At 34.6% G+C, this 14937-nt stretch carries 10 protein-coding genes; 5 read left to right on the forward strand and 5 right to left on the reverse strand.

From position 1 onward, the window contains the following. Positions 1 to 268: hypothetical protein (locus JST55_17195; GenBank protein MBS1495243.1), on the reverse strand; the 268-nt coding region annotated here is incomplete at its 3' end. Between the two features lie 176 nt (positions 269 to 444). Between JST55_17195 and JST55_17200 the strand changes: the two genes are divergently transcribed. Together JST55_17200 and JST55_17205 are read left to right on the forward strand one after the other, a co-directional pair. Beyond that, positions 445 to 3051 carry a CHRD domain-containing protein gene (locus tag JST55_17200; protein MBS1495244.1) on the forward strand — a complete coding sequence of 869 codons (2607 nt, stop codon included), beginning with the start codon at positions 445 to 447 and terminating at the stop codon, positions 3049 to 3051. A gap of 116 nt (positions 3052 to 3167) precedes the next feature. Then, the gene (locus tag JST55_17205) at positions 3168 to 4421 is read left to right on the forward strand and encodes a T9SS type A sorting domain-containing protein (GenBank protein ID MBS1495245.1); all 1254 of its coding nucleotides are present in this window, start codon (positions 3168 to 3170) and stop codon (positions 4419 to 4421) included. Between the two features lie 324 nt (positions 4422 to 4745). On the opposite strand, the gene JST55_17210 is transcribed toward JST55_17205, so the two are convergent. From JST55_17210 to JST55_17225, 4 genes are all read right to left on the reverse strand, one after another. Then, complete coding sequence (locus JST55_17210) at positions 4746 to 5552, reverse strand: hypothetical protein (protein MBS1495246.1); 807 nt, start codon at positions 5550 to 5552, stop codon at positions 4746 to 4748. 13 nt (positions 5553 to 5565) lie between these two features. Beyond that, complete coding sequence (locus tag JST55_17215; protein MBS1495247.1) at positions 5566 to 5940, reverse strand: MerR family transcriptional regulator; 375 nt, start codon at positions 5938 to 5940, stop codon at positions 5566 to 5568. A gap of 148 nt (positions 5941 to 6088) precedes the next feature. Further along, positions 6089 to 6697: a class I SAM-dependent methyltransferase gene (locus JST55_17220; protein ID MBS1495248.1), complete on the reverse strand. Its 609-nt coding sequence runs from the start codon at positions 6695 to 6697 to the stop codon at positions 6089 to 6091. 6 nt (positions 6698 to 6703) lie between these two features. Continuing rightward, positions 6704 to 7243 (reverse strand): hypothetical protein, encoded by a 540-nt coding sequence (locus tag JST55_17225; GenBank protein ID MBS1495249.1) that lies wholly within the window; start codon positions 7241 to 7243, stop codon positions 6704 to 6706. Positions 7244 to 7837: 594 nt separating this feature from the next. Between JST55_17225 and JST55_17230 the strand changes: the two genes are divergently transcribed. From JST55_17230 to cadA, 3 genes are all read left to right on the forward strand, one after another. After that, positions 7838 to 12184: a CusA/CzcA family heavy metal efflux RND transporter gene (locus JST55_17230; protein MBS1495250.1), complete on the forward strand. Its 4347-nt coding sequence runs from the start codon at positions 7838 to 7840 to the stop codon at positions 12182 to 12184. Beyond that, entirely contained in the window at positions 12181 to 13434 is a 1254-nt protein-coding gene (locus JST55_17235; protein ID MBS1495251.1) for an efflux RND transporter periplasmic adaptor subunit, read from the forward strand. The genes JST55_17230 and JST55_17235 overlap by 4 nt, the downstream gene beginning before the upstream one ends. Before the next feature lie 17 nt (positions 13435 to 13451). Then, a partial coding sequence (gene cadA / locus JST55_17240) for a cadmium-translocating P-type ATPase (GenBank protein ID MBS1495252.1) occupies positions 13452 to 14937 on the forward strand: 1486 nt, incomplete at its 3' end.

A 14937-nucleotide genomic window follows, 5' to 3' on the forward strand; every position in this document is an offset into this window, starting at 1 on the left:
GAAGTTTTTCATAGGGAGTATACTTTGGAGTGTTGAATACCGGATGAACGATAGGTGGAGTCACATCTTCTTCGTTTAATTCTATTCCAGCGCTATCGAAATCGAAGTTGGTTCCGTCCTGGCCGCCGTCTTCGTATTCTTCTGATAAGCGATTTTCACTTTCATATGCTAAGTCAAGCGCATCAGCTTCATTTTCAGCGTATATATAACATGACATTTTTCCGTATTGGATACAGTCGTAGGGGACTGTTACGAGGTATTTATTCATAGTGAGTTTGGTTTTCTTTCTATGAATATTATACCAGGAAAAACTCAAATTTAGCCATTTTCGGACGTTATATCCAAACAAATATGTTATAAAATCCTAAAATCCAATTCACAATTTTCAACGTAGTTTACTTTTAATCTAATTAATTAATTTAAAAACCCGAAAAGGGCAGAAATATGAAGAAAAATTTTATTGTTTCATTTTCCTTGCTTATGCTTTTTATAGCCAATATCAGTTTTGGCGCGCATGCAAATTTTACCGCTTCACTTAACGGAAGCCAGGAAGTTCCTGCGCTCGTAAATGGCGCATCCGGAACAGCAATTCTTACCTACACAAACGCTAATGGATTGAATTTTTTAATATCGGTTAACGGATTAAGCGGCACAATTACAGGCGCGCATTTTCATTATGGAAGCGTCGGTGTAGCCGGACCGGTAGTAAAAGATTTAACATCTTTAGTTAATGGAAATAATATTCAGGGTTCATGGAAGTCTACCGACTCTCAGCCATTGAACGATAGTTTGGTCAATGCTCTTCTTACGGGAAAAATTTATGTTAATGTTCATACTACTGCAAATCCGGGCGGTGAAATAAGAGGAGCAGTCAGGCTCTCTGCCGGAACTCACTTAATGGCTCGTTTAGATGGATTGCAGGAAGTTCCATCAGTTACAACAAATGCAAAAGGTTACTGCGCAGTTACACTTATTAGTGTTGGCGGCGCTGGTTTAGTTTACAATATTTCGCTTAATGGTTTAAGCGGAGCAATTACTGGCGCGCATTTTCACTATGGTGGTATTGGAGTAGCGGGACCGGTAATAAAAGATTTGACAGCTGATATAGTGGGAAACAATATTACAGGAACATGGAGAACAACCGGCACAGGCGCTTTAGTTGATTCATTAATTATTGCTTTACTTAATGGTGGACTTTATGTGAATGTTCATACGGCTGCAAATCCAGGAGGTGAAATAAGAGGACAGATTATGCCTGCTTCAGGTTTTGGACTTACAGCTAATGCAAACGGTACTCAGGAAGTTCCGTCTGTAGTTACTAATGCAAAAGGAACGGGTTCATTTACTTTATCAGATTACGGACTTATTTTTAATTTCACTGCTGAAGGTTTAAGTGGAGCAATTACAGGCGCTCATTTTCATAATGCGGCTACCGGAGTGGCTGGTCCGGTTGTGAGAGATTTAACGGCAAATATTGTAAATGGTAATACTATAGTTGGTGTTTGGAAAAGCAATGATTCGCAGCCATTATCAGCAGCTTTATTAAAAGAATTAATTTTAGGAAATATTTATATAAATCTACATACAGCATTAAATCCTGGCGGAGAAATAAGAGGTCAGGTAACTCTAAAAACAGGCACAGGTATCACAGCTAATTTAAATGGTTTGCAGGAAGTCCCTTCAGTAACAACTAATGCAAGAGGAACTGCTACATTACAGACAGTTGCAACAGGATTAGAATATAATATATCAGTTGCAGGTTTAAGTGGTGCAATTACAGGAGCACATTTTCATTATGGTAATGTTAAAGAAAGCGGTCCTGTAGTAAAAGACATTACTGCAACATTTACGAACGGAACTGCTACAGGTATCTGGACTACTTCTGAAGGTACACCTTTTAATGATTCATTAAGAGCAGCCTTGGTTGCGGGAAAGATATATTTAAATGTTCACACCTCTGCAAATCCGGGTGGTGAAATAAGGGGTCAAGTACTTTTATCTTCTGGCGCAGGACTTTTTTGCTCACTTGAAGGAACACAGGAAGTTCCCGTTATTACTACAACTGCAAAAGGCACAGGTGCATATACTTTAACAAGAGCAGGACTCGGCTTTAATATTACGGTTAACGGATTAAGCGGAGCAATTACATCTGCACATTTTCATTACGGAGACCAAGGTGTTGCAGGTCCTGTTGTACGGGATATTGGTACAAGTATTAATGGAAATACTATAGTCGGCTATTGGAGAACATCAAATGATCCTTCACCATTGAATGATACGCTGATATCAGCTTTACTTAATGGAAAAATCTATGTTAATGTTCATACTTCTGCAAATCCTGGCGGTGAAATAAGAGGACAAGTTCTAGTAAGAGAAGGGATAGGTTTTAATTCCAATATAAATGGTACTCAGGAAGTTCCACCTGTTTCAACAACTGCTAAAGGAACCGGTTCTTATACTTTAAATGACGGTGGACTTATATATACAATGACATTAAACGGATTATCAGGCGCAGCTACAGGAGCACACTTCCATAATGCTGCAACAGGTGTCAGCGGTCCTGTTGTAAGGGATATTTTAAGCAGTTTTGTAAATAATACGGGGACTGGCGTCTGGAAAAGAACAGATGCATCAGCCTTAACAAATACACTTATAGCTGAGATAGTTGCTAACAATGTTTATGCAAACGTACATACAGTTGCAAATCCGGGTGGAGAAATAAGAGGTCAGGTATTAACCGGAAGTGTCGCGATTACCGGAATTCAGCAGATAGGTACTGTGATTGCAGATAAGTTTTCATTATATCAAAACTATCCTAATCCTTTTAATCCATCGACTGAAATAAGATTTGATTTACCAAAATCAGGTTTTGTTACGTTGAAAATATTTGATATGACCGGAAGAGAAGTTTCTCAATTGTTAAATCAAAATATTAATGCTGGAAGCTTTAAGGTTAATTTTAATGCTGCAGGTCTTTCAAGCGGCGCTTATTATTACAAACTTCAAAGTGATGGATTTGTTGAAAGTAAAAAAATGATGTTAGTAAAATAAGATTTGTTAGTTCTAATAATGAATACATAAAGCCTGATGGAGCAATCTATCGGGCTTTTTTATAATATAATAACTACTGATTTTTTAAAAAAGAAGTATTTTCTATAAATAAAAATATGAAAAAAAGTATTGTAATTTTTTTCTTTCTGTTGACAAATTTTACATTGGCGCAATCGGGCTGGTTTAGTTTAACAAATTCTTCCCCTGCAGATTTATTTGATATTTACTTCGTCAATTCAACCACGGGTATTGTGGCCGGTGGAACACTTACTTATGGGTTAATCCTTCGCACTACAAATTCCGGTGTAAGTTGGGATTCCATTGATGTTCCGGCGAATGGCAATATGTTTAGAGATTTAGAATTTACAGATGCAAATACTGGATATGCTGTCGGCAATGGAGGAGTTATAATTAAAACTACAAATGCGGGAGCTAACTGGACAGCATTGGTTAGTGGAACAACTCAAAACTTGCGGTGTATTTCCTTTTATCCTTCCGGCACAGGTGCGACGGGAATGGCATCAGGATTTAACGGGACAATATTGAAAACAGTAAATGCCGGAGCAAACTGGACAGTTTTAAACACAGGTCTGACAACAGAAACTTTATACTCAATCCAATATGTTGACGGAAATATTGCCTATGCCGTGGGCGGTACTCAATCAAACGTGCATACGATAATTAAGACAACTAACGGTGGAACGAACTGGCTTCCTCAAAGCGCCGGTTTGAATAATCTTTTGAGAGGAGTATTTTTTCAAGATGTAAATACAGGTTACGCAGTAGGGGATAATGGAAATATTATTAAGACTACTAATGGCGGTTCTAACTGGCAAATACTTGCCGGCGGGGTAACGAATTCACTCTTAAGAGATATTTATTTTGTAAATTCAGCGACGGGATACATTGCAGCAGGATTCGCAAAGATTTATAAAACTACTAATTCAGGTGTAAACTGGATTCAGCAAAATACAACTGCAACACAGGATTTGCAAAGTGTTTACTTTCAAAACTCTTCAACAGGGTACATTGTCGGTAATAAAGGTGTAATATTAAAAACCGTTAATGGGGGAGTAGGAGTAAGAAAAGTATCAAGTGAAGTTCCTCAATCATTTTCATTAAATCAAAACTATCCAAATCCTTTCAATCCTACGACAGAAATAACATTTAATATATCTCAAGCCGGATTTGTTTTGTTAAAAATATTTGATTTAAAAGGAAAAGAAATATCTAACCTTATAAATGAAAAAATAATTCCGGGAAGTTATTCAATGAATTTTAATGCTTCAGGTTTATCAAGCGGAGTATATTACTACAGATTAACTGTGAATGAATATAGCGAAACTAAAAAAATGGTTTTGATAAAATAATTTTTATAAAAAAAGCCCTTGGCATTTCTACCAAGGGCTATAAAAAATTCCAATCAATTAATAACTATTACTTCCATAAATCGTCACCAGAATAATTTAAGAGCTAACAACAATTATTGTTTTTCTGAATAGGCGGGCATTTTTCCGTACCATAGGAACAAAACACACAGCAATCGCCTTGCAAGGGCTTTAATAAAGATTTACATTTTTTGCATTCATAGAAATATTGGCACGCATCCGTTGGCATGGTTTCAATTTTTTCACTACCGCAGTGCGGACAAGTAATTATTGATTGTAGATTGATATCGCTTTGCATTCTCTAAATTATTTACCGTTTGAACAATCTTCGTTGCTTTCAATATTGCACTTTTTTGGTCCGGTCATATCTCCGCAACAGCCTTCTGCTGAATATCCTGCTTCACCTTCAACAGGAGCGACACCCATATTAATTGCATTTTTCAATGAGCTTAACTGTGCATCGTTCAATATTAATTTTGCTTTAGACATTATGTCGTCAACAATTTTTTGCTGACATTCGTTTGTAATGGATTCAGACTGTTTATTAATCATTGAAACATCCATTGTAGTAAAAGCTGTATTAATAATTTCCGCAATGTCGTCATGAAGCTTTTCTCCCACTTCTTTGCTTAAAGATGTTTTAGCATTCACTCTGTCAACGAGTCTTTGCGCGATTTCTTTAGATTCTATTCCGCTTAACTTGTCAACATCGTTTTTCCTTAGCCAATTCTTTTTAATATCAAAATCTTTTGTGAGTTCATCAAATTCTTTCCCGGCGATTTCTTCGGCTTCAATCTTTTGGTCTTTGAAAATAGTCTGCATTATTTTTTTGCGCTCTTCGGGAGTAACGTTTTCTTTCCAGACTATTCCGATAATTGTCCCCGTATTGTTGAGCCATGCTTCGGCTACACTTGTATTTTTTTCAAATTCTTGCAGTATTGGTTTTGATTTAATACCGCACCCTATACTCGGGGCTGCACTGCATACCAAGGGTACTTTATAAAAGGAATATGAATTTTTGTTTTTAGAATCTTTAGCTTTCCCATAATTGAGAGAAACAAATACACCCGCCGAAGATACTACTAATAAAAGACAGATTATGATTGTTTTCATTTTTGCAATTATTTTATTTTTTAAAATTTTTTAAAATAATACAACGTGAAATATTTGCATTGTTGGGACAAATAACTAATAAAGTTTCAAGTTTATTTTTAATTTTTGTATCACTTTTTATTTGTCGCTCTAAAAACTTTATCTTTTCTTTAATTGCTTTATTGACGTTCTTGCAATCCTGATGATTGAATAAAAATTTTATCTCTTTTAAAGTAAAACTATTCTTCTTTGCCTCAACAATAAATTTTAACGTACTCACATATTCATCATTAAATTCACGATAGCCTGATTCAGAAGTTTTAGGTTTGGTTATCAGTTTTATTGATTCATAATATCTTATCGTTTCAACTGAAACTCCAGTTTTCTTGGAAAGCTCACCAATCTTCATATACAAATATAAGCATTAAAGTATACTATAGAGTCAAGCAAAATTTGATTATTTTTTTGATATGTATTTTTGCCCATATAAAAGACAATTATCTGTATAAATCGTTTGCTGAATATACAGGATTCGCGAAGTGTTTAGATTGAATGCTTTAATTTCGTTTAAAACTACAGAATAAAAAATTTTGCATTGAGCCAAAAGGTGTAATATGGTCTTCTGTTAAGCATCGTATTTTTTTAAATCCATTTTTAAGTTCCCGAGTTAAAGTATTTTCGCTGTATTGCTTGATGTTAAGTCCGCTGCATTTTTCAGGGCCGTCTTCTGAAAATGTTCCTACTATCAAATATCCCAATACAGCTTTTCTCAGTGTTGTTAAATATTTTACAACCTGACTTTGTTTTGTTAAAAAATGAAATGTTGCTCTGTCGTGCCATACATCGTAAACCATGTTAGGTTTGAACTCCGTAATATCGCTGACTATCCAGTTTACTTTTTTAGAATTCGCTCCTAATCTCTGTTTTGCTTTTTCAAGTGCTTCTGACGAAATATCCAAAACTGTAATGTTTTCAAATCCCTCAGCGAGTAAAAAATCTACAAACTTACTATTCCCTCCACCGATGTCTATTATTTTAGCATCTTTCTTTAACCTGAAAGAATGCATAAAATCCAAAGAAGTTTTTGGAACTTCTTGTGTCCAGCTTACTTCATTGGGATTTTTAGTTTTATATATTCTATCCCAGTATTTTTTCTCTTTCTGCATTTACTTTTATTTTCGACGAACAAATTTTACTTTTGTATATAAGGCAAAATCCTTACCGGGCTCTGCTATTTCAAAGGTCTCTTCAAATTCATTCTCGTTGATTAGTTGATATGATTCTCTTGCTCTGAATCCCACAGGTAAATTTTCTATTGACTCTGTAACAAAGGAAATTGTTTTCCCATCCGTCGATATACTTTCAAGAACATACTCGTTAACAAACCCCTCCGTATGAAACTGACGAAGCACAAAAGCTTTTCTGGGTTTATCATAACTAAAGTATCCTACATCTTCATGAACTTCTCCCTGAGCATTTTCATTTTTAGGAGGGTACGTCGATTTATTGTGGACTTCAATAAACCTTTTGTTAAAAATCAATTGATAATTTCTCTCGTATTTTCCTTTACCCGGTTCACCTTCACCATCCCCAACCCATTCTCCAATGAACGATTTAAAAGGCATCCATAGGCTGTCTCGCTTTGTGTTCTGTGAAAAAAGAATTGCGGGCATAAATAAAATAAATAATAATAATAGAAAAGATTTCTTCATTACACATTGTTTTAATTTAGGAAAGAATGTTTTTGTGCAGGGACGATATTACAATTTAAAATAATATAATTAAAAAATATACAGAACATGATATTCCTTCATGATAAAGATGCCCCTTCAAAATTATCTCCCGAAACTAATGATTTCAGCAGAAAAATTTCCCCTTGAATTGCCAAATAGGAATTTATATGTTTAATTTATACAATCGCCAAAAACATTATTAGATATAGACTATTACATATAGCAGTCCTTATAAGTCTTTTTGCATTTTCATTTAACTTAGTCGTTAAATGCGATGGGAAGGGTATTATAAATATTGAATGCAATTCAGATGACTGTAATAAATCTAAAGACACAAATGAAGATTGCAGTCATTGTTTAGTTGTTAATAATACCATTCATATTACTCCAACACCGATAATTTTCAACAACCAGTCTGTAATATTTTATTCTTCAAATTCAGATAACTACTGCTTCCAAAGTTTTAATTCTCTTTTCCGCCCTCCACAAGCTTAATTTATTTTATAAATAAAAATCTAACCTGACAGGATTTTGAGTTTCAAAGTCCCGTTGTTTTATTATTTAAAATAAATTATGATTGACAAACTAATCGCTTTCTCAATAAAGCAAAAAATAGTTATAGGGTTTTTAGTTCTGCTCTTAATAATATTCGGAGTAAGTTCTGCAATTAATTTACCAATTGATGCAGTCCCCGATATTACAAATAATCAAATTCAAATCATCACTGCAAGCCCGACTCTTTCTGCGACTGAAATAGAACGCTTCATCACTTACCCGATAGAAATATCATTGTCGAATACTCCCAAATTAGTTGAGCTTCGTTCAATTTCTAAATTAGGAGTATCAGTTGTAACAGCAGTTTTTGAAGATAACGTTGATATATATTTTGCAAGAAATTTAATTTTTCAAAAGCTTAAAGAAGCCGAAGAGAATATTCCGCAGGGACTCGGAGCACCGGAGATGGCACCAATAAGCACAGGGCTTGGGGAGATATATCAGTATGTTGTAAGACCTGAAAAGAAAGGTGATACAACTTTCTCCGATATGGAGCTACGAACTATTCAGGATTGGATAGTTAAAAGGCAGTTGCTCGGAACAGAAGGTGTTGCAGAGGTAAATAGCTTCGGTGGATATGAAAAACAATATCAGATATTGGTGAATGCAGATGCTCTACGTTCTTATAATATTTCCATGAGAGAAGTATTTGAAGCTGTTAATAAAAATAACTCCAATGTAGGAGGCTCATTTATTGAACACAACTCTGAACAGTATGCAATAAGAGGAATTGGAATCATAGAAAATAAAGATGATATAAAAAATATCGTAATAAAAAGTGAGCATGGTATTCCTGTGTATTTAAATCAGATAGCCGAAGTTGAAGAAGCAGGAGGAATAAGATACGGAGCAGTTACACAAGACGGCAAAGGCGAAGTTGTCGCAGGAATTGTTATGATGCTTAAGGGTGCAAACTCACGGGAAGTTGCAAATACTGTTCATAAAAAAATTGAAGAAATAAAAACTACATTACCTAAAGGTGTTACTGTAGATGAATTCTATAACAGAGAAGATTTAGTTGATAGAGCGATTGCAACTGTAGAAAAAAATTTAGTTGAAGGTGCAATCATAGTAATATTTGTATTGGTGTTATTGCTTGGAAATTTACGGGCAGGATTTATTGTCGCTTCTGTAATTCCGTTATCGATGCTCTTTTCACTTATAATGATGAACCTCTTCGGTGTTTCAGGAAATTTAATGTCGTTAGGAGCAATTGATTTCGGTTTAATCGTTGATGGAGCTGTTATCATTGTAGAGAGTATTATCGTGGCAATATCACATTCAATTCATAAACATAAAAGACCTCTGCATAAAGATGAAATGCAGGATACAATTTTCAAGTCCACTACAGGTATAATAAAATCTGCAATATTCGGGATATTAATTATTATAGTTGTTTACCTGCCGATATTTGCTTTAGGGGGCATTGAAGGAAAAATGTTTAAGCCAATGGCGTTTACGGTTGGGTTTGCCTTAATCGGTGCTCTGCTATTATCGCTTACTTACGTCCCGATGATGAGTGATTTGATTTTAAAAAGAAATATGAAAGAGAAAGAAACGATTGCTGATAAAATAATTAACTTTATCAAAAGTTTCTATCTCCCTTCTTTAAAGTTTGCTCTTAAAAGAAAAACATTAATTATAATATCTGCTGTGATTGCTTTAGTGTTCAGCGTGATATTGTTTTTAAGATTAGGAGGAGAGTTCATTCCAAAACTTGATGAAGGAGATATAGCATATCAAATTGCAAGGCTTCCCGGAGTATCTTTGAAAGAGTCAAAAAGAATAGGCACGATATGCGAGCAGATATTAGTTTCAAAATTCCCTGAAGTAAAAACAGTGGTAACTAAAACAGGAGCCGCTGAAATTGCAACTGACCCTATGGGTGTAGAATTCAGTGATGTGTTGGTGATGTTAAAACCAAAAAGCGAATGGAGAAAAAATATAAACAAAGAAGAGCTTGTTGAAATGATGCAGAAAGAATTGTCGGTAGTCCCAGGGATAGGTCTGTCGTTCACTCAACCTATCGAGCTAAGGTTTAATGAATTGATTTCAGGAGCAAAGGGAGATATTGCTGTGAAAATATTCGGTGAAGATTTATCGGAGCTATCAAAGGTTGGAAGTGATGCAGCAAAAATTATTTCGGGTATTAAAGGTGCTGAAGATGTGTCTGTTCAGCAGCTGGAAGGATTACCGCAACTGCAAATAAAAATTAAAAGAGATAAGATCGCAAGATATGGAATTAATATAAGCGATGTGAATGAAATAATAGAAACAGGCTTAGCGGGAAAGTCAGCAGGAGTTGTATTCGAAGGAGATAAGAAATTTGATTTAGTAATAAAGTATGAACAAGGTTACAGAAAAGATATGGAGCAGATAAAAAATATTCTTGTTAATTCATCGAACGGAATGAAGATTCCTATGAATGAATTAGCCGATATTAGCATTGACGAGGGACCCGCAGAGATTACAAGAGATAACGGAAAAAGAAGAATTATAGCTCAGTGTAATGTAAGAGGAAGAGACATTGAAAGCTTTGTAAATGAACTTCAGGTTAAGATAAAAGATAACTTGAAAATGCCTCCCGGATATTCACTGGAGTATGGCGGACAATTCAAAAATTTAGAAAGTGCCAAGCAAAGACTGTATGTTGCAGTTCCTGTTTCACTATTTTTTATTTTCGCTTTGTTGTTTGTAACTTTTAATTCGGTAAAACAAGGCTTGCTTGTCTTCAGCGGAATTCCGTTTGCAATTGTCGGAGGTATTTTTGCCTTAGTGCTAAGAGATATTCCCTTCAGCATTTCAGCAGGAGTAGGTTTCATAGCTCTCTTTGGTGTTGCAGTGTTAAACGGAATAGTAATGATAGCACATTTTAATAAACTTGAGAAAGAAGGTGTGAAAGATGTTCACGAGAGAATTATTTTGGGGACTTCAGCAAGGCTACGACCAATTTTAATGACTGCACTTGTGGCATCGCTTGGTTTTATCCCTATGGCAATTTCTACCGGAGCAGGAGCAGAAGTTCAAAAACCTCTCGCAACAGTTGTAATAGGGGGACTGATTTCTTCTACTCTTTTAACTCTGATAGTTCTTCCACTATTGTATTCAATATTTAATAAGAAAAGTAATTTTAAAATGAGCACTCATATAAAGGCAACTATTTTTCTTTTCTTTATGATAGTTCCATCTGTTGCGTTTTCTCAAAATGGTAATGACCTTGATAGTTATATTGAGAGAGGAATAAAAGGTAACAGTGAAATACAGGCATTTCGCTTGAACGTTGAAAGGGAAGAGGCAGCTTTAAAAAAATCTGTGAACATTCCTAAGCCTCAATTGTTTTTAGAATACGAAGGAGTAAAAGGTGGTCTTGAAAATTTTGAAAGCAGAAAGATTGGCATTTCACAGGAACTGGAATTTCCTTCGGTTTATTTTATGCGTTCTGATGTTCAATCAGTCCAAATAGAAATTGCGAAAGCAGAACTTCAAAATAAAATAAATACAGTTAGCGCAGAAATTAAACAATTGTATTATTCCGTTATCCGTAATAGTGCGTTGAGGGATCTTGCTAAAGATAATATAAAAATCAGTGATGATTTTTTAAAAGTAGCGGAGAGAAAACTTGAAGTTGGTATTGTTACCTCTCTCGATGTATTAAATGCAAAAGTTAATAAGACGAGAGCAGAAAATGATTTGAAAAATATTGAAAATGATTTAAAAAAATCTTTAATAGAATTTCGATTGCGATTAAATGCCGATGAATCCGAATTAAAAATTGCCGTTGATACAACAACACATTTCTATAACGTTCAACTTGAGGAAATGTTAAACAGTGCTATGAAAAACAATCCTGAAATCCTTTTAAGCAAATTAAAACAAGAAAAATCTGAAAATAAAATTTCTTTAGCAAAGTCTTTACTCTTGCCGAATATTTCCCTGAAATATTACAACCAAAAATTAGGAACAGAGAACGGCTACTATGGCTTTGAAGTTGGATTAGGCATTCCTGTTTGGTTCTTTCTCGAGAATTCAGGAGAGATAAACGAGGCAAAGATTGAAAAGAAAATTACTCAGACAGAAGAATATTTTACTGTTAGACGAATTCAAGCAGATGTCAAAACTGCATTTGAAGATTTTCTTAATTCAAAACGGCAATCAGAGTTCGTAAGTAAACAGGTGCTCGATGAAGCCAGATTAATTGTCGATGCAACTAAACGCAGTTATGAACAAGGCACAGCAAACTATTCAGAGTTCCTACAAGCCCTGAAAACCTTTATGGAGGTTCAGGCAACATATACCAATAACTGGTATAACTTCAAAATTTCAATAATAAATTTAGAAAAGCTTACAGGGAGAGTTTTAAAATGAAACATATAAAAATCGTAATATTAATTTTATCACTTAACATATTTATATCCTGCGGGAAAAAACAGGAAATAACAGAAGAAAAGAAAGAAGAGCATCATCACGAAGAAGAAAATAAAACGGAGGTATCACTTTCAAAAGAACAGATTAAATTAATGGGGATAGAAGTTTCAACTATAACAGATATGAATATTTCGGGTTATATAAAAGTTACTGGTGAAGTGAAGATAAATCAGGAACAAGAATCTAAAGTAGGCGGGATAATAAGCGGACGAATAAAATCAGTTAATGTTAAAGAGGGTTCAAATGTTAGGGCAGGACAGGTTCTTGCCACTATTGAAAACATTGACCTTGTAAGTATTCAGACAGATTACATATCGGCTAAAAATGAAGTAGAGTATACTAAGCAGGAATTGGACAGGCAAAAAAGAATAAGCGATATTACCTCTAAAAAAACGATTGCAGAGCTTGAAGCAAATTATAAACGGGCAGTAACGAATATGAGGTCGCTTGAACAAAGATTATCAAGTTATAAGATTAATAAAAACCGTTTTGATAATCTTGCTGAAGATACAACTGTAAATGTTCAAAGGTTCTATTCTATTGTTTCGCCAATCTCAGGGAATGTTGTGTCGAAGATGATTACCATAGGACAGTTTGTTGAGCCATCTACAGAAATGTTTCACGTTGTAAATACTTCTACTGTGTATGTAGATTTAAATATTTTTGAAAAGGATTTATCAAGAATATCAAAAGGTCAAAAAGTAAAAATTGAAACATCTACCTATGGAGATGAGGTATTTGAAGGCAACATTGCAAACATTAATTCAATATTTGATGATGCAAGCCGAACAGTGAAAGTAAGAGTATTAATTAAGAATAAGGATAACAAGCTCCTCCCGAATATGTTCGTAACAGCTAAAATATTAATTGAGGAAAATAATGTAAAAGCAGTTTCGAAATCTTCTTTAATAGAAGAAGGAGAGTCGAAATATATTTTTGTGAGAACCAATGAAAAGAGTGAGCATGAACATAAAGAGGATGAGCATAAAGATGGCAAGAACAAAGAAGAAGAGCATAAGAGTGAGGACAATATAGTTTTCAAAAAAATAAATGTAAGAACCGGTGTGGAAGATGATAAGNNAATATTCCCCATTGATAATATCGATGAAGATAACGAAGTTGTTACAGTGGGAGCATTTTATCTGCGCTCCGAAATGAAAAAAGATGAATTAGGTGAACACGACCACTAATTATAAATTTTAAAGAAATGAAAGACAATAAATTAAAATTCCTAATATTTTCTGTAATTTTAGTTTCAGCATTTGAAGTGTTGTCGTTAACCAACATCACGCTCAACAAATATATTGCAATTCCATTCTTTGCAATTGTGTCAATTGCAATCGGGCATGAAACTTTGAAAAAAGGAATTGTAAATCTTTTCAAACTTAACTTTAAAAGTATAAATACCCTGATGACAATTGCTGTCATCGGGGCATTTTACTTGGGAGAATATCCTGAAGGTGCAATAGTTATTGTTCTCTTTACTTTGGGCGAGCATTTGGAAAGAATTGGAGTTGTTAAAAGTAAATCTGCAATACAGTCTCTGCTTGATAACTCACCCAAGACTGCGTTGATAAAAGGTAATATTGATAATACTCCTATTGATGAAATTAAAATCACCGACATTTTAGTAATCAAACCCGGAGATTTAATTCCTTTAGACGGAATAGTAACAGAGGGCAATTCTTCGGTTGATGAAGCAACTATCACTGGTGAGCCAATACCAATAGATAAACATAAGGACAGCAAAGTTTTTGCAGGAACTTTAAATAAGCAGGGCTACTTAGAAATAAAAGTTTTAAAGGAAGCAAAAGATTCTACATTGGCTAAAATTGTTGAACTGACATTTAACGCTACAAAGACAAAAGCCCAGACACAAAAATTTATTGAAAAATTTTCACGATACTATGTTCCGTTCATAATATTTTCTACTCTGTTAATTATCACTGTCCCTGTTTTATTTTTTAATGGACTATTCGATGAATGGTTACTGAAAGGATTAACACTGTTAGTTATTTCATGTCCTTGTGCACTCGTAATCTCTACTCCTGTTTCAATTTATTCTGCCGTAGGGAATGCCTCTAAGAAGGGCATCTTAATAAAAGGCGGAAAATATTTGGAAGCCATAGGAGAAATTAAGGCAATTGCTTTCGATAAAACAAGAACGCTTACTTATGGCAGACCTGAAATAAGCGATATTATCCCATATGGGAAAAATTCCCGTGAAGATGTTTTGGCTTGTGCTTCAGGCTTTGAAAAATTTTCAGAACATCCGATAGCTCAAAGCATTGTTGCAGAAGCTCGCGAAGAAAATGTTTCAATTCATAAAGTAGATAATTTTATTTCTGTGCCGGGTAAAGGTGTTAAAGGCAACTGCACTGTATGCTATGATTCGCACCATTGTATAGGGAGTCTTCAGTTTGTTACAGAAGAACACGAAGTAAAAGAAGAAATTGTGAGAGAGGTAGAGGCGTTTCAAAAGCAAGGAAAGACTACAATTGTAATAAGTGGGAATAAAGATGTTGAAGGTATTATTGCTCTGAGTGATAAAATTAAACCTGAAAGTAAAAAGGTAATTGAAGAGATAAAAGAATTAAGCATCAAGACTATCATGCTGACAGGTGACCATAGCTCTCCTGCAAAATTTGTTGCCGAGATACTTTCTATTTATGATGTAAGAAGCAGTTTATTAC

The organism is Bacteroidota bacterium (assembly GCA_018266835.1).
In the GTDB taxonomy this organism is placed as follows: Bacteria; Bacteroidota; Ignavibacteria; order Tepidaquicellales; family Tepidaquicellaceae; genus JAFDZO01.